General features: G+C 67.4%; 10 protein-coding genes and 1 pseudogene. 7 read left to right on the top strand and 4 right to left on the bottom strand.

Annotation, left to right across the window (positions count from 1 at the left end):
• Nucleotides 1–77 precede the first annotated feature (77 nt).
• The 3 genes and pseudogenes from DID98_RS15315 to DID98_RS15305 all read right to left on the bottom strand — a co-directional run.
• Complete coding sequence (locus DID98_RS15315) at nucleotides 78–1,079, bottom strand: GlxA family transcriptional regulator (protein WP_044844438.1); 1,002 nt, start codon at nucleotides 1,077–1,079, stop codon at nucleotides 78–80.
• Nucleotides 1,080–1,196: 117 nt separating this feature from the next.
• Nucleotides 1,197–2,093: a choline ABC transporter permease subunit gene (choW, locus tag DID98_RS15310; protein WP_044844439.1), complete on the bottom strand. Its 897-nt coding sequence runs from the start codon at nucleotides 2,091–2,093 to the stop codon at nucleotides 1,197–1,199.
• Nucleotides 2,086–3,497: pseudogene (locus DID98_RS15305) on the bottom strand (glycine betaine/L-proline ABC transporter ATP-binding protein); the annotation flags it as partial. The gene choW and the pseudogene DID98_RS15305, both read right to left, overlap by 8 nt.
• Nucleotides 3,498–3,853: 356 nt before the next feature.
• On the opposite strand from DID98_RS15305, the gene DID98_RS15295 reads away from it, so the two are divergent.
• Both DID98_RS15295 and DID98_RS15290 read left to right on the top strand, forming a co-directional pair.
• Nucleotides 3,854–7,261, top strand: coding sequence for a DUF2339 domain-containing protein (locus DID98_RS15295; protein ID WP_124521394.1), 3,408 nt, complete (start codon nucleotides 3,854–3,856; stop codon nucleotides 7,259–7,261).
• Nucleotides 7,258–8,610: a DUF3999 domain-containing protein gene (locus DID98_RS15290; RefSeq protein ID WP_124521392.1), complete on the top strand. Its 1,353-nt coding sequence runs from the start codon at nucleotides 7,258–7,260 to the stop codon at nucleotides 8,608–8,610. Before DID98_RS15295 ends, DID98_RS15290 begins: the two co-directional genes overlap by 4 nt.
• 78 nt (nucleotides 8,611–8,688) lie before the next feature.
• On the opposite strand, the gene DID98_RS15285 is transcribed toward DID98_RS15290, so the two are convergent.
• On the bottom strand, nucleotides 8,689–9,474 hold the full coding sequence (locus DID98_RS15285; protein ID WP_124521390.1) for a GNAT family N-acetyltransferase: 786 nt from the start codon (nucleotides 9,472–9,474) through the stop codon (nucleotides 8,689–8,691).
• 322 nt (nucleotides 9,475–9,796) lie between these two features.
• Between DID98_RS15285 and DID98_RS15280 the strand changes: the two genes are divergently transcribed.
• The 5 genes from DID98_RS15280 to DID98_RS15260 form a co-directional block, all read left to right on the top strand.
• Nucleotides 9,797–10,102, top strand: coding sequence for an NIPSNAP family protein (locus DID98_RS15280; RefSeq protein ID WP_124485090.1), 306 nt, complete (start codon nucleotides 9,797–9,799; stop codon nucleotides 10,100–10,102).
• Nucleotides 10,103–10,403: 301 nt separating this feature from the next.
• Nucleotides 10,404–11,054, top strand: coding sequence for an NADPH-dependent FMN reductase (locus tag DID98_RS15275; RefSeq protein ID WP_044844444.1), 651 nt, complete (start codon nucleotides 10,404–10,406; stop codon nucleotides 11,052–11,054).
• A 224-nt stretch (nucleotides 11,055–11,278) separates the two neighbouring features.
• A complete protein-coding gene (locus DID98_RS15270; protein WP_006749916.1) occupies nucleotides 11,279–11,497 on the top strand; it encodes a hypothetical protein in 219 nt (72 codons plus the stop codon).
• 93 nt (nucleotides 11,498–11,590) lie between these two features.
• Entirely contained in the window at nucleotides 11,591–12,493 is a 903-nt protein-coding gene (locus DID98_RS15265; protein ID WP_124485089.1) for a ferritin-like domain-containing protein, read from the top strand.
• 1,139 nt (nucleotides 12,494–13,632) lie between these two features.
• Nucleotides 13,633–16,911 (top strand): ESPR-type extended signal peptide-containing protein (locus DID98_RS15260; protein WP_260428079.1); only part of this gene is annotated, 3,279 nt, incomplete at its 3' end.

The following is a 16,911-nucleotide window of genomic DNA, read 5'->3' as shown; positions in this document are numbered from 1 at the left end:
GGGGGCGGGATCGATGGTTGAAGCCGCGCGCCGCGATCCCGGCGGCGTCGCGGACCGAATGGTTCGCGCGGGTTGCGTCAGCGCCCCGGCAACCGTCGCTCGTAGCTCGGCGCGTGACCGAACTGCGCGCGATACGCCTTGCTGAAGTGACACGGCGAATGGAATCCGCACGTCGTCGTCACGCGCGCGATCGACGCATCCGTAGTGCGCAGCAGGTCGCGCGCGCGTTTCAGCCGAAGCGTGAGGTAATAGTGAGTGGGCGACACGTTCAGGTACACCTTGAACATCCGCTGCAGGTGACGCTGCGACAGCCGCACGAGCCGCGCGAGTTCCTCGAGCGACAGCGGCTCCTCGATGTTCGCTTCCATCAGCCGCACCACTTCGATCAGTTCCGCGCGCGAGAAGCCGACGCGCGCATCGACGGGGATCGGCTGCGTATCGGTCGAGCTGCGGATGCGTTCGAGGATGAACTGCTCGGACACCTGCGCGGCGAGCTGCTGGCCGAAACGCATGCCGACGAGATTCAGCATCAGGTCGAGCGGCGCGGTGCCGCCGGTGCAGGTGAGCCGGTCGCGATCGACGACGAACAGCTCGTCGGCGAACCCCACCTGCGGAAACTCCGCATGCAGCGCGGACAGGTTCTCCCAGTGCACGGTGCAGCGATAGCCGTCGAGCAGGCCGCCCGACATCAGCGCATACGCGCCGGTGCAGATGCCGCCCAGCGGCAGCCCGCGTTCGGCGAGCGCCGCGAGCGTGTCGCGCGCGCCGTCGTCGACCACCTCGCGGATGTGAATCCCGCCGCACACGATCATCACGTCGGGCAGGTTCGTGTAGTCGAGCGCCTGGGTCGGCCGCACCGCGATGCCGTTGCTGGCCCGCACGGGGGCACCGTCGAGCGAATAGATCGACCACTGGTAGTGATCGGCACGCCCGACGTAGTTCGCCATCCGAAGCACTTCGACCGCGCTCGAGAACGCGATCATCGAGAAGTGCGGCAGCGTCAGGAAGCCGAAATGGGCAAGGGACGAAACCGGTGAAACGCGAGCGGCGGGCACGGCGGCAGCGGCGGCGGACGTCACATCGAGCTCCTGGCGAACGGTTGAGCAGGTTGCACGCAGCCAGCCCCGTGGCAAACGCCACGGAAGCCGGTATCGAATCGGAAGAGGCGGCCGGAAGTCGAACCGGCCGCCGGTTGCTTACGCTTGCGCGGGCGCGGCCTTCGCGCGGAACAGCTGCTTCAGGCCCGAGAACAGCGGTGCTTTCGCGGTGCCCGGCGCGCGGCCGAAGCTCTCGGTGATGCGGTCGAGAATGATCGCGAGCAGCACGACCGACAGACCGCTTTCGAAGCCGAGGCCGATGTCGAGGCGCTGGATACTTGCGAGCACGTCGTTGCCGAGGCCACCCGCGCCGACCATCGACGCGATGATCACCATCGACAGCGCCATCATGATGGTCTGGTTCACGCCCTGCATGATCGACGGCAGCGCGTTCGGGAACTGCACCTTGTACAGCAGCTGCCACGGCGTGCAGCCGAATGCCTGGCCGGCTTCGACGATCTCGCGGTTCACGTGACGGATGCCGAGGCTCGTCAGGCGCACGGCCGGCGGCATCGCGAAGATCACCGTCGACAGGATCCCCGGCACGCGGCCGAGACCGAACAGCATCGCGGCAGGAATCAGGTAGACGAACGCGGGCATCGTCTGCATCAGGTCGAGGATCGGACGCACGATCGCGGCGACCCACTTGCTCTTCGCGGCCCAGATGCCGAGCGGAATGCCGAGCACGAGGCTGATGATCGTCGACGACAGCGTGAGGCCGAGCGTGATGACCGTCTGATCCCAGAAGCCCGTCGCGAAGATCAGCAGCAGCGACGCGGTGGTGAACAGCGCGAAGCGCCAGCCCACGCGCCACAAGCCGACGCCGATGAAGATCGCCATCATCAGCCACATCGGGATCGCCTGCAGGCTGTGCTCGACGAAGGCGGCGAGCCCCTCGATCGCGCGGCCGATCGCATCGAACGTCGCCGCGTCATGATCGAGCAGGTAGTGAACGGACTGGTCGACCCAGGTACCGAGCGGAATCATTTCAGACATGGGAGCCTCGCGAACGCGTGATGGCCTTCAGGATAAGAGCGCGGTCGACCGAGCCGCAGTAGCAGCCGTCGTCGTCGACGACGGGCAGTGCATTCGGGCTCGCGACGACGCGCGCGACGACATGTTCGAGCGACGCATCGCGCCGGATGCTTTCGATCGGCCGCACCGACGGCGTGTCCTGACCGATCGCCTCGCGCGTGACGAAGCCGCGGATCTTGCGTGCGGCGTCGAGCACGAACGCATATTCGGCACTGCCGTTCAGCGTCGCCGCGACGTTCGCGGCGTCGCACTTCGACATGGTCGGCACGGCCCCCGTCTGCATCAGGTCGCCCGCCGTCAGATAGCGGCTCGTGTCGATGCCGTCGAAGAACGCGCGCACGTAGTCGTCGGCCGGGTTCGCGATGATGTCCTGCGGCGTGCCGACCTGCACGAGCCGGCCGCCTTCCATGATCGCGATGCGGTTGCCGATGCGCAGCGCCTCTTCCAGATCGTGCGACACGAACATGATCGTGCGGCGCTGTTCCTTCTGCAGTTGCAGCAGCACGTCCTGCATTTCGCGGCGCTTGAGCGGATCGAGCGCGGAGAACGCCTCGTCCATGATCATCAGCGACGGGTTCACGGCCAGCGCGCGGGCCAGGCCGACGCGCTGCTGCATGCCGCCCGACAGCTCGGACGGCAGCTTGTGCGCGAACGGTGCGAGGCCGACCTGCTCGAGCACCTCCATCGCACGGCGTTCGCGTTCCTTCTTGCCGACGCCCGCGACCTCGAGGCCGAACGCGGCATTCGACACCACGGTGCGATGCGGCATCAGCGCGAACGACTGGAACACCATGCTCATGTCCTTGCGGCGCAGCGCGGTCAGCGCCGAGCGGCGTGCCGACGCGACGTCGAGCCCGTCGATCAGCACCTTGCCGGCGCTCGGATCGACCAGCCGGTTCACGAGGCGGATCAGCGTGGATTTGCCGGAGCCGGACAGGCCCATCAGCACGAATATTTCGCCTTCCTGCACGTCGAACGAAACGTTGTGCACACCGACGACCTGACCGGTACGCTTGAGCACATCGTCTTTCGTTGCGCCGGCGGCGAGCATGTCGAGCGCCTGCTGCGGGTTGCTTCCAAATACCTTGCACAGACCTTCGACTACGACCTTGGGGGCATCCATCGAAACCTTCTCCTCGTGTAGCGGGGACTCACGCGTGTGACTCAACGTGCCTACATAGTTGCCAGAAAAAACCCCGACCTGCCGACGAATTACGACAAACGCTTGCGCAAATACGACACACCCCGCAGGCCCGCCCGGCGGGGCGCGGCGCTCGGCGGCCCCCGATTGCGGCGACGCAATACGCGCACAGCCAGCACCGGCGGGCATCGCGGGCGTGACTTGTGCGCAGCAGCGCGACGCGCGAGCGGCGGCGTTTTACGACAACCCGCAAAAACCGCGCGTCGCTTTACGACAATTCCACGTCCGATCGGACCGTTCGCCTGCCCGGCGCCGGCAAAAAGAATGGTCGTACGAAAACGGGCGCCGCGAACGCGCGGCAGCCATGCTTCGCGGCCCGCCCGCAACCCAGAAAATCCCCCATGGCCATTGTGATACATTCCGGCAAACACGCCGATCGCGACGTCGCCGCGCGCCTTGCGCATGGCGCTGCGCCGGCAGTCCGCGCACGCCGGTTCGCCTGCCGGCCATACGGAAACAGCCTCGATCGCGCCGCGCGACGATCGAAGGACGATAACGAAATGAGAGAGGGAGCAAGGCGATGAATTGGGCTTTTGCCGCAATCGGTTTCATCGTGGGCGGTATCGCCGCATTGTTCGGGGATTTCTCCGCCGCCAACGGCGCGCTGCTCGGTGCGGCGGCCGGGTTCTGCATCGGCTACGCGCTGCAGCAACGCAAGCACACGCACGGCGGTACGCCCCCCGACGCGTTCGCGATTTCCGCGACGCCGCAACCCGCTCCCGTGCCGCTCGCCGATCGCGTCGCGCGCCTCGAAGCGACGGTCGACGCGCTCACGCGCGAGCTCGACGTGCTGCGCGGCCAGCTCGCCGGCGCGAAGGCCGGTGCCGCAGCGACCGGCAGCGCCGCGCAGGTGCCGTCGACGCCTCCCTCCGCCATCACGCCTGCGCCCGCCGCGATCCCGCCTCGACCATCCGTGCAGCCTGCGGTCGCGAGCGCCGGCGTGCCGTCGTCGACGTCCGCGCCCGCGCCCGCGCCGGCAGTCGCCACGCGGACGAGCGCCGCACCTGCTGCCGCCGGCGCACCGACGAGTGCGCCCGCAACGACCACGCCGCCCGCCCCACCCGCCCCGCCCGAACCCCGCGAACCCGGTATCGCCGAACGCGCGCTCCGCGCGGCGCGCGACTGGCTGCTCGGCGGCAACACGGTCGTGCGCGTCGGCATCATCGTGCTGTTCTTCGGCGTCGCATTCCTGCTCAAGTACGCGGCCGACAACGACATGCTGCCGATCGAATTCCGCCTGGCCGGCACGGCGCTCGCCGCGGCCGCGCTGCTCGCGATCGGCTGGCGCGTGCGTGCGCGCCGCGCGGCGTACGGTCTCGTGCTGCAGGGTGGCGGCATCGGCATCCTGTACCTGACGATCTTCGCCGCGACCAAGCTCTACGCGCTGCTGCCGGTCGGCGCGGCGTTCCCGCTGATGGTCGCGGTGTGCGCGCTGAGCGCGTTCCTCGCGGTGAAGCAGAACGCGCTGCCGCTCGCGTTCATGGGCAGCGCGGGCGGCTTTCTCGCGCCGGTGCTGCTGTCGACCGGCCACGGCAGCCATGTCGCGCTGTTCAGCTACTACGCACTGCTGAACGCAGGCATCTTCGCGATCGCGTGGTTCAAGGCCTGGCGTCCGCTGAACCTGCTCGGCTTCGTGTTCACGTTCACGATCGGCTCGGCGTGGGGCGTGACGGCGTACCGCCCCGCGCTGTTCGCGACCACCGAGCCGTTCCTGATCCTGTTCTTCCTGATGTATGTCGGCATCGCGCTGCTGTACGCGGTGAAACGCGAACTGGCGCTGCGTCACTATGTCGACGGCACGCTCGTGTTCGGCACGCCGATCGTCGCGACCGCGCTGCAGGCGTCGCTCGTGAAGGACATGCCGTTCGGGCTCGCATGGAGCGCGGTCGCGCTGTCGGCGTTCTATGTCGCGATCGCCGCCTGGCTCGCGCGGCGCCGCGATCGTCTCGCGCTGCTGTTCGAAGCGATGCTCGCGCTCGCGGTGATCTTCGCGACGCTCGCGGTGCCGCTCGCGTTCTCGGGCCCGACGACCAGTGCCGCGTGGGCGATCGAAGGCGCGGCGATCGTGTGGGTCGGCGTGCGCGAGAAACGCCTTGCGCCGTTCGGCTTCGGCCTGCTGATGCAGATCGCCGCGGCCGGCGCATTCTTCACGAGCCTGCTCGGCCCGGCCGACACGAACGCGCTGCCGGTGCTCAACAGCGCATACATCGCGATGCTGCTGATCGCGCTCGCCGGGCTGTTCACGGGCTGGTGGCTGCACGGACGCGACGAAGCGCGCGCGTGGCACGCGTGGATGCCGGACGTCGGCGCGGCCGCCGCGGCGTGGGGGCTGTTGTGGTGGCTGAGCGGCGGACTGCACGAGATCCTCGTCTACGCGGGCCGTCACGTCGACCTGCATGCGGACCGGTTCGTCGTCGACGCGACCGCGCTGTTCGCCGCCGGCACCGCGTGGCTCGCGCACGTCGCGCGCCGCAAGCTCGCGTGGCCGATCGCCGAATGGCCGGCACTCGCGCTGACGCCGGTGCTCGCGCTCCTCGCGTTGCGCGCGTTCGATTCGCACGAGGCGCCGCTGTCGGGCATGGGCGCCTTCGCGTGGCCGATCGCCGTCATCGCATGCTATGCGCTGCTGCTGCGGCAGTCGCGCGGCACGGCGGCAGCCGGTCCGGCGGCGAGCGCGGCGGGCGCGGCGGGCGCGGCGGGCACGTTGGCCGTGGCGGCCATCCCCGTTCCCGTGATCGCGCCGTTGCACACGCTGATGTTCTGGACGTTGTGCGGGCTGTTCTCGCTCGAGGGCTTCTGGCGCCTGCGCGCGTTCGTCCCCGAAGGCGCGTGGAGCTGGAGCGCGTGGGCCTACGGCTTCGGCGCGCTGCTTCTGCTGGTGTCGGGCCCCGGCTCGCGCCTGCGCTGGCCGGTCGCCGCGTTCCCGCGCGCGTATCAGGTATGGGGGGCTGCGCCGCTCGCCGCGCTGCTGTGGCTGTGGAGCATCGCCAGCGTGACGAGCGACGGCGATGCGTCGCCGCTGTTCTGGCTGCCGCTGCTCAATCCGCTCGACGTCGCGCAACTGCTGATCTTCGTCGCGTTCGCCACCTGGCTGCGCCGCCTGAAGACGCTCGGGGTCACCTGGCATCCGCTGGCGGCCGACCTCGCCGCGCTCGCGACCGTGTTCCTGTGGTTCAACGCGCTGCTGCTGCGCACGCTGCATCAGCGTTTCCACCTGGCCTACGACATCGACGCCGTGCTGTCCTCGTTCGGCATCCAGCAGGTGTTCATGGTCGGCTGGAGCCTGTTCGCGTTCGCCGGCATGTGGCTGACGCGCCGCAACGGCATCGCGCGCGTGTGCGCGCTGGCGTCGCTGCCGCTGATCGTCGTGATGTGGGCCTGGACCTTCTACGCGAACTTCACGCAGGACGGCGGCAGCTGGGCGCGCATTCCTCTGCTCAATCCGCTCGACCTCGTGCTGGTGGTGGTCTATGCGCTCGCCGCGTCGTGGTTCGTGCGTGCGCGCACGCTCGGCTGGCCGTTCGGCAACTATCGCGTCGAACTGCTCGGCGCGGCCGGCGCAACGGCCTTCCTGTGGCTGAACGCGATCCTGCTGCGCACGCTGCATCACTGGACCGGCGTGCCGTACGCATTCGACGCGATGGCGGAATCGACGCTCGTGCAGGCGTCGGTCTCCGTGTACTGGACGCTCTGCGCGCTCGCGACGATGATCGGGGCCACGCGCCGCGGCTTGCGTCCGCTGTGGTTCGTCGGCGCCGCACTCCTCGCGCTCACGGTGATCAAGCTGTTCCTGTTCGACCTGTCGCACGTCACCGGCATCGAACGCATCGTGTCGTTCATCGGCATCGGCATCCTGCTGCTGTTGATCGGCTATTTCTCGCCGCTGCCGCCGAAGGCCGCGGCCCAACCGGGCGACACCCAACCATGAAACGACTCGCAGCCCTGCTCGGCCTGAGCCTGCTGACGTCGTTCGCGACGGCCGACGGCGCCCCCGGCGCGGAACGCGTCGCGCGGCGCTTCTCGCTCGATCTCGACGGCAGCGCCGCGTATTACCAGCTCACCGTGCCGCAGGCCGTCTATGCGGCCAGCCGGCGCGACGATCTCGGCGACGTGCGCGTGTTCAACGGCGCCGGCGAGCCCGTGCCGTATTCGCTCGATGCGCCTGCGGCGGCCGCCGTGCCGCCGGCGCGCACGCCGGTGCACTGGTTCCCGCTGCCACCCGCGCGCGCCGACGACGGTCAGGCGCCGCTCGGCGTGTCGGTCGCGCCGGACGGCTCGCTGCGCGCGGCCGTCACCGCACCGGCTCGCGCGAAACATGCGGCAGATCTCGTCGACCTGTCGCATGCGGACGGCGAGGTCGACGCGCTGCTCGTGCATGTGAGCGACGACAGCTACCAGGGCCGTGTCGCCGTCGAAGCCAGCGACGACCTGCGCAGCTGGCGCTCGCTCGGCAGCACGCAACTGCTGAAGGTCGGCCGCGGCGGCGACCTGCTGGTGCAGGAACGCATCGCGCTCGAGGGCGCGGGGCCGCGCTACCTGCGGCTCGACTGGCTCGACGGCGCGCCCGCGATCGGATCGATCGAGATCGAAACGCAACCGCACGATGCGCGCACGGCGGACTCCGCTGCCGTGCCGCGTCAATGGCGCGAAGCCGTACACGTGCGGGCCGGCGGCGCGCCCGGCGAGTATCTGTTCGATACCGATGGCGCCTATCCGGTCGACCGCGTGCGCATCGACCTGCCGCAACCGAATACGGTTGCGCGCGCAACGCTGCAGAGTCGCCCCGACGCGCAGGCGCCGTGGCGCGAGGTCGCCAATGCCGTGCTGTTCCGGCTGCAGGGCAAGGGCGGCGAACAGCGCAACCCGCCGCTGGCGTTTGCATCGAATCCCGATCGCGCGTGGCGAATCATCGTCGACATGCGCAACGGCGGGCTCGGCGGCGGCCAGCCGGCCGTCGCGGTCGGCTGGCATCCGGCCGCCCTGACCTTCGTCGCGCGCGGCATGCCGCCGTTCACGCTCGGTGTCGGCAATGCGTCGCTGCCGTCGTCGGCCGTGAGCCGCGATGCGCTGCTGGTCGGAATGGCGCCGGAGGTACGGCCCGCGCGCGTCGGTGCGGCGCTGCCGGCCTCGGCGGTCCCGCCCGGGCCGGCAGCCGATACGGATGCGGCCCGCCGTTACGTGCTGTGGGGTGCGCTGGTCGTCGCGGTCGGCGTGCTCGGCACGATCGCATGGCGCCTCGCACGCGGCGGCGGCGACACGCCTGCTCGCGACGAGTAGGACCACGCCACCACGCCGGCACACCGGCACGCCGAATCAGGCCGGTGCCGCTCGCACCGTTCGCGCAGTTCCCACCGTTCACACCGTTCGCGCCGCGACGCGGCCGTGCGGACGCGGACGCCACGGTGACGAGCGGCAGCTGGCCGCGCCGGCCGCCCCCATCGCCGGCGAGCGCGTACCGCGACGCGCACGCCAGTCGGCCCGGATCGCCGCGATCGCGCGAAGCGCCCATGATTGCGCCATCACGACAGGCCGCACGCCCCGCCGCGATGCCGGCGGCATGCGACGCGCGACGCATGCGACGGGACGCCTGCACAGGATCGCGCTGTCATAGCGCTTGCCGGCGAAGCGCACGATATCGACGACGTCGAAACCCTGGGCCCGGTAGAACGCCAGCAGATGCGACGCGGGATGCGGCGTATCGAGCGCGAGCAGCGAATAACCGCGCAACGCGGCCCACTGCCCGGCAAACGCGAGCAGCGTCGCACCGATCCCGCCGCCTTGCCAGCCGGGATCGACGGCCACCTGGCGCACGCTCGCGACGCCGTCGCGACGGTACAGCGAACACGGCGACGCCGGATCGGTGGCGTAGAGCGTCATCGTGCCGACGACGCGACCACCAGACACCGCGACATGACATTCACCCGCTTCCGCGCGGCGACGCGTGACCTCCTCGGCCTGGTCGACACACGTACAGTTGAGCCCCATCGCGCCGAGTCGCGCGAACGCACGATGCAGCAGCGCGGTGAGCTGCGTGTAGCTGTCGACTGCCGGATCGAAGCGCCGCACGATGACCCGGTCGGCGCGCACGGCAGGCGGCGCGGCGGGTGAACGTTCGGCGATCGTGTTCCGGGATATCGACATGGCAGCGCTCCGTGGTCAGGATGACCGAAGTCTAGGAGCGCGCCGCGAGGCGTCGCAAGAAAAAATGTCGTAAAAAAGACGAGAATTCGAAGCGAGGCGATGGCGCGACGGTGTGCATTTTCATGCGTCCGACGCCTTCGGTCACGTGGTCGAACACACCGATCGTTGTGCCTGCAAGCAATGCGTGACGCACACTGCGTCGCCGACCCCATGCCGCGCGATTCCGGACTTGCGATGCCCCGCGCGAGCGCCCCGCATCGTCGTTGACACACCCGGCGACGCGCTCCAGACTCGCTGATCCTCCACCGCACCGCGAGCGCACATGGTCACCTGCTTCCTTCGCTACGTCATCGATCCGTACAAACTCGAGCAGTTCGAAACCTACGGCAAGATGTGGATTCCGCTCGTCGAGCAATTCGGCGGCACGCACCACGGCTACTTCCTGCCTTCCGAGGGCGCGAGCAACATCGCGCTCGCGATGTTCTCGTTCCCGAGTCTCGCCGAGTACGAGCGCTATCGCGAACGCTCGAAGGCCGATCCCGCGTGCCAGGCCGCGTTCCGGTATGCAGAGGAAACACGCTGCATCGTCAGCTACGAGCGCAGCTTCTTCCGGCCGGTGTTCGAGTAACCCCGCGCATCGCGCCCCCTTTCCGGCGCCGGACGAAAAAACGCCCCGCCTGCATCCGCGCGGCGGGGCCAACCCATGTCAGTAGAGACATTCATGGAGGAGACGGGCCCATCTTATCGAGCGCGGCTCGCCGTCCCAACCAAGCATTTCTGCTATCCATCTGCGTCGCCGCGCGCACGCGCGCCCCGCGTGCCTGGCATATCGATAGAACGAAAAGTCGTTTTCAGAGTGGCGGCGGGGTCGTTACCATCTGGTTTTAAGCCTGTGCTTAGCCGGGCAAGCCATCCCCAAGGAGCGCCCTTTGACTGCATTCGATCAACACCGCCGCCCGTTCGTGGTCGGCATCGGCGGCACCACCCGGGCCGCGTCGTCGACCGAGCGCGCGCTGTCGTTCGCGCTGCGCGGCGCGCAAGCCGCCGGCGCACGCACGCGCCTGTTCGACGGCCCGTTCCTGCATACGCTGCCGCACTACGCCCCCGAACACAAGACGCTGACCGACGCGCAGCGAGAACTGATCGACACCGTGCGCGAAGCCGACGCGATCATCATCGCGACGCCCGGCTATCACGGCGGCGTGTCCGGCCTCGTGAAGAACGCGCTCGACACGCTCGAGGAACTGCGCGCCGACGAGCGCCCGTACCTCGACGGTCGCGCGGTCGGCCTGATCGTCACGGCCTACGGATGGCAGGCCGCCGGCACCGTGCTGACGTCGCTGCGCTCGATCGTCCACGCGCTGCGCGGCTGGCCGACCCCGTTCGGCGCCACCGTGAACACGCTCGAAACGCGCTTCGAGAGCGCCGACAGCTGCTCGGATCCGAAGGTCGTCGCACAGCTCGAGACCGTCGGCTCGCAGGCAGCCGAATTCGCGCTCGCGTTCGCATCGCATCGCGCGGCCACGCATGCCGCGTCGGTCGACGCGCTCGCGCCCGTGCTGAAGATCGCCAACCAGTAATCCCCGCCTCCCCGCAGCCCGCGCCCGGCCGACGACGTTCGCCGCGCGCGGGCTGCGCGCGTCTGGCAGTCCGGCGCGCATCGCAGCGCTGCCGCCTGCTTCATGCCGGCTCCCCACCCCGATAACGATCCGGCCCACCACGTGATTTGCATTGGCCGAAAGATTGGTTCACGCGGGCCGCGGGTTTTCGTACGCTGAAAGCCCGAACCTTCCATGCGCACGCCATGAACCGCACGATCCGTTACAAGGGCTACGAAGTCGCCCCCGCCGCCGCCCGGCTGCCGAACGGGCTGTTCGCCGCGAACCTGACGATCGAGAAGGCAAGCGGCGGCCCGTCGCCGCGCGCCGTATCGTTCGACGCAATCGATTTCTTCTTCGAAGAGGAACACGCGCTCGCGTATGCGTCCCGCTGGGGACGCCTCTGGGTCGATACACAGGCCTGAGCGCGGCACCCGGCAGCAGCAGGGCTGCTCGAAAATGCGCGATTACGGAAGCTATGCAAGAATCTTTCGTCTCGTAATCGCATAACAACAGCCATGTCCGACACGCTGCAGGAAGACCATGCAGCGGCAGATCACGCCATGCGCAACTGGACCTTCGAACGTCAAGGTCCGGTCAGGATCGGTTCCGATGCGCACAGGCAAATGTTCTGCCGCATGCTGCTCGATACGCACAACCCGTACAAACCGGCCGTCATCGACTGGCCGCCGCTCAAGCCCGACGAACTCAAGCGGCTCACGTCGCTGCCGATCTGGGACATCGCCGTGCAGACCGAAGGCCGCGCGTCGATCCGCGTCGCCACCTTCGCCGCAACCGTCGGCGATCCGCTGCTGCGCCGGGCGCTCGAGATGGACGGCGCCGAGGAAGCTCGGCACAAGGTCGTGCTGTCGAAGCTGGTCCAGGCATACGGCATCAAGCTCGCCCCCGAACCGGCCTATCCGGCACCGAAGGACCCCGAGTGGTCGTGGATGGTGACCGGCTTCAGCGAATGCATCGACAGCTTCTTCGCGTTCGGCCTGTTCCGCTCCGCGCAACGCTCCGGCTATTTCCCGCCCGAACTCGTCGACACCTTCGAGCCCGTGATCCAGGAGGAAGGCCGGCACATCCTGTTCTTCGTGAACTGGTATGCATGGTACTGGCGGAGTTTGCCGTGGTGGCGCCGGCCGTGGTTCTTCGCGCGGGTGGCGGCCGTGTGGGCATTCCTGATCCGGGAACGCATCGGCATCGCGCGCGGGATCGATGCGGACGGCGTCGCGCACGACGCGAACTTTCCGGCGACGAGCACTGCCGACATCGGCGATGCGCTAAATCCGCGCGAACTGATCGAACTGTGCGTCAGCGAGAACGACCGGCGCATGGCCGGGTACGACAAACGGCTGCTGCGCCCGATGTTCGTGCCGCGCATGGCGCGCCTCGCGCTGCGATTCATGCGGAAATAAGGCTGCTGCGGCGGATTGCCGGCGACGCACGCAGGCCGGCCGTCGGCGCCTTGTCCGGGACGATGTACTGCGCCGCCCCGACCGGGTGGCAGAACCGGGTCGCGTTGCCGCGGCCGCCATCCTCATCGCGGTTCACCCTTCCGGACGAGAACGAACCACACCCCGGCTCGCATCCGGCGATTTGGGTGCGGCATCACGCCAGCCAACGAACGCTCGTCAGCCTGACGATGCTCATCCGACGCGCTTGCGTATCGTCTTTCTCTCCAGCGGAATGCCCCCCTTGCCAGCACGGTAGAGTCACCGCGAAGCAGATGCGGGTTTCTGCTCGCGGCTCCCCGTTGCCCCCATCGTTCGCGTCTTCGGCCGTCATCGTGGGCGCCCCGCCACATCATCGCAACGACTCCGGTTGCAAGACTGCCCGGCGCGGGCGATCTGGCACCTCGTCTCCCCCTGCCCCAACCCGTCATATGAAGTACGTCAATTGAACAGATTCCGAACTGGAATCCCAATCGCCGTACCAATGCACCTGTAGCACTTTTTTACAACTTTGAGAAACCGGCGCCGGGGAAGGCCCGCCCCACGGGCGCGCGCGGCCGATGAGATGCGCAAACCAGCATAATCAGACAATCCGTGGCTCATGTTTTTTTTGATTTACCGGCAAACCAATAAATACAATTAAAAATCCACATCAAATCTCGTATTAATAAATTAACAAGAGCCTCGAATGCATACGAGCCAGCGTCCCGCCTGACATTACAACTCAGAAAGGCAAACGTTTGCCGCAAACGTTTGTCGTTTCATTTGTCTTACTTTTTTGGTTACCCAATGTGCGGCAACACACACAAAACTACGTCACAACGTTGATTTTTATGGTTTTTTTTCATCCATCACCGCATCCGCACGAGACCTTCACTCCACCTTCCAGTCATTTTCAACTTTCTTACACACCAACAGATCAAAACACGATCTATTAACCATCTTTTAACTTCAAAAACCTTCGATTTATCACTGTTTGTCAATCTCAAAATATCGCCTCAAATAAACTCCGCCCATCAATTTTAAGATTCGCGCGAGCGCACGGCAGATTCCTCTAACGAAAGAGACCGGTGTGTGGCGTGCATATTTGGAGGTAGTAGGACATGAACCGCACATACCGCTCGATCTGGAACGAAGCCCTTGGCGCCTGGGTCGCGGCATCCGAACACGATTCGGCACGGGGCAAGCCGAACAAGTCCGCCGTTGTGGTCGCGGCCCTCGCGGCGCTGACGATCGGTCTGCCATCGTTCGCCAGCGCGGCGACTTACATCCCCGGGACAGTCAACGGATTCGGACAGTTTTCGCCATCGAGCTGTACGTCCTCCAGCGGCAGCACGGCAGCCGGGCGCATAACCATGGGCGACACCAACTCGTATCCGACCGACGGCTCGGGTACGTGGTCGACCGTGACCGGCTGTAACGCATCCGGCAACAACAATCTCGCCGCGACGGTCTACGGCACCTACTCTCAGGTCACCGGCAAGGGCGGCACCGCCATGGGCTTCCTCAGCTCGGCTGCGTTGTGGGGCACGGCCGCCGGCCTCGAAACCACCGCCAGCGGCGCCGGGTCCACCGCGCTCGGCTTCGGCTCGACCGCGAACGCGCTGAACTCGGTCGCGATCGGCGGCGCGGGCGGTAACGGCACGACGCCGCTGTCCCAGGCAAACTCGACCATCGCATCGGGTGCGGGTGCAATCGCGATCGGCAGTAACGCAACCAAGGGCGCGCAAGCAGCCGCTTCGGACTCGATCGCGATCGGCGGTCAGTCTTCCGTTGCATCGGGCGCCACGTCCGGCGTCGCGGTCGGCCGCAACGCGACTGTCAATGGCGCGTACGGTATTGCACAAGGCGATAGCGTCGTCTCGGGCGCGACAGGCCAGAACGTCGCGATCGGTTCGAGCGGCACGACGGCCAACAGCGCCACGTCAGCGGGCGGTGCCGTCGCAATCGGCCGAGGCCAGGTGGCGACGGGCGACGGCGCGGTCGCGATCGGCGATCCGAACAGCGCAACCGGCACGGGTGCACTGGCGATCGGTGCAAACAACACGTCGAGCGGTTCCGGCGCCGTCGCGCTCGGCAACAGCACCTCCGCAAGCGGTACGGGCGCCGTCGCACTGGGTAACAGCACCACTGCGACCAACAGCTCCGTCGCGCTTGGCAGCTCGGCGACGGCCACGGGCACCAATGGAGCGGTGGCCATCGGCAATGCCGCGACCGCAACCGGCACCGGCGCGATCTCGCTCGGCACCATCGGCAGCTTCGGGGCCAAGTCGCTGGCCACTGGCTCGGACGCATTGGCGCTCGGGAACGGCTCGACAGCCAGCGGCACCGCCGGCTCGGTCGCCGTCGGCGCGGCAGCCGTCGCATCGGGCACCTATGCGACGGCCTTGGGAGCGAACGCGACCGCATCGGGTTCAAACTCGATCGCACTCTCCCAAAACGCTAATGCATCGGCCACAAATGCCATCGCAATCGGCACCGCGTCGAGCGTGACCATCGCGAACTCGGTCGCGCTCGGTAGCAACTCGACGACGATCGCGACGGCAGGCACCACGACCGGCGGCACCGGCCTGGTCAGCAGCTCGACGATCGGCGGCCAGAGCTTCGGTCCGTACGCAGGCGCCGGATCGGCGGGCGGCGTGGTCAGCGTCGGCGCCATCAACGCCGAACGCCGCATTCAGAACGTCGGCGCCGGCCTGGTCAGCGCAGGGAGCACGGACGCGATCAACGGCAGCCAACTGTACGCGGTCGCAACCACGACTATGTCGAACATCACCAGTCTGTCGACGTCGACTTCGACTGGCATCAGTTCGCTGTCCACGGGCCTGAGCTCGACCAATAGCTCGGTTGCATCGCTGTCGACTTCCACGTCGACCGGCCTCTCGTCGGCGAACAGCTCGATCGGCTCGCTGTCCACCTCGACCTCGACCGGTATCAGCTCGCTGTCCACGGGCCTGAGTTCGACCAATAGCTCGGTGGCTTCGCTGTCGTCGTCCACGTCGACCGGCCTGTCGTCGGCGAACAGCTCGATCGGCTCGCTGTCCACCTCGACTTCGACCGGTATCAGCTCGCTGTCCACCGGCCTCAGCTCGACCAACAGCTCGGTCGCTTCGCTGTCGACTTCCACGTCGACCGGCCTCTCGTCGGCCAATAGCTCGATCGGCTCGCTGTCCACGTCGACCTCGACCGGCATCAACTCACTGTCCACCGGCCTCAGCACGGTCACGACCAAGACCGACAATCTCGGCACCAGCACGGCCTCCGCCCTCGGCGGCGGTGCGAAGTATGATCCGACGACCGGAACGGTTTCCGCTCCGGCGTACACGACGTACAACGCGAATGGCACGACGTCGACCGCCAGCAGCGTCGGCTCGGCGATCGACAGCATCAACAGCCAGGGCATCAAGTACTTCCACGCGAAGTCGACGGCAGCCGACAGCCAGGCGCTCGGCACCGACTCGGTCGCGATCGGCCCGAATGCCATCGCCAACAACACCGGCGACGTCGCACTCGGCAGCGGCTCCGTCACCGACACGCCCCACGCAACGCCAACGGGTACCGTCGGCGGCGTAACCACCACGTTCGCGGGCGGCAACCCGAGCAGCGTGGTGAGCGTCGGCAACGCGAGTACGGGCACCACGCGTCAGATCACCAACGTCGCAGCAGGTCAAATCACGCCGACCAGCACGGACGCGATCAACGGCTCCCAACTCTTCGCGACCAATTCCATCGTGGATTCGCTGTCGACGACGGTGTCGTCGTCCAGCAGCGCAATCTCGTCGCTGTCGACCGGCATCACTTCGTTGTCGACGGGGCTGAGCTCGACCGATAGTTCGGTCGCTTCGCTGTCGACTTCCACGTCGACGGGCCTCTCGTCGGCTAACAGCTCGATTTCGTCGCTGTCCACCTCGACTTCGACGGGGATCAGCTCGTTGTCGACGGGCCTCAGCTCGACCGATAGCTCGGTGGCCTCGCTGTCGACGTCGACGTCGACTGGCCTCTCGTCGGCTAACAGCTCGATTTCGTCGCTCTCGACTTCGACCTCGACGGGCATCAGCTCGTTGTCGACGGGCCTCAGCTCGACCGACAGCTCGGTTGCTTCGCTGTCGACCTCCACGTCGACTGGCCTCTCGTCGGCGACCAGCTCGATCAGCTCGCTGTCCACCTCGACCTCGACGGGTATCAGCTCGCTGTCGACCGGCCTCAGCTCGACCGATAGCTCGGTCGCTTCGCTGTCGACGTCCACGTCGACGGGCCTCTCGTCGGCGACCAGCTCGATCAGCTCGCTGTCCACCTCGACCTCGACGGGGGCTGAACGTGCTGTCGAGTCCGTTCCGGCTGCCGGCGCTGTCGGGGCACGACCTGGAAATCATGGCGTTCAT

This window comes from Burkholderia sp. Bp8984 (assembly GCF_003853755.1).
GTDB lineage: Bacteria > Pseudomonadota > Gammaproteobacteria > Burkholderiales > Burkholderiaceae > Burkholderia.
Note: the sequence above shows the minus strand (reverse complement) of the source record. Positions and strands in the feature narration are given on the sequence as shown.

Coding starts and splice junctions, on each gene's coding strand:
- choW (WP_044844439.1), bottom strand. CDS start 2,093: ATGTCTGAAATGATTCCGCTCGGTACCTGGGTCGACCAGTCCGTTCAC.
- DID98_RS15290 (WP_124521392.1), top strand. CDS start 7,258: ATGAAACGACTCGCAGCCCTGCTCGGCCTGAGCCTGCTGACGTCGTTC.
- DID98_RS15295 (WP_124521394.1), top strand. CDS start 3,854: ATGAATTGGGCTTTTGCCGCAATCGGTTTCATCGTGGGCGGTATCGCC.
- DID98_RS15270 (WP_006749916.1), top strand. CDS start 11,279: ATGAACCGCACGATCCGTTACAAGGGCTACGAAGTCGCCCCCGCCGCC.
- DID98_RS15280 (WP_124485090.1), top strand. CDS start 9,797: ATGGTCACCTGCTTCCTTCGCTACGTCATCGATCCGTACAAACTCGAG.
- DID98_RS15285 (WP_124521390.1), bottom strand. CDS start 9,474: ATGTCGATATCCCGGAACACGATCGCCGAACGTTCACCCGCCGCGCCG.
- DID98_RS15265 (WP_124485089.1), top strand. CDS start 11,591: ATGTCCGACACGCTGCAGGAAGACCATGCAGCGGCAGATCACGCCATG.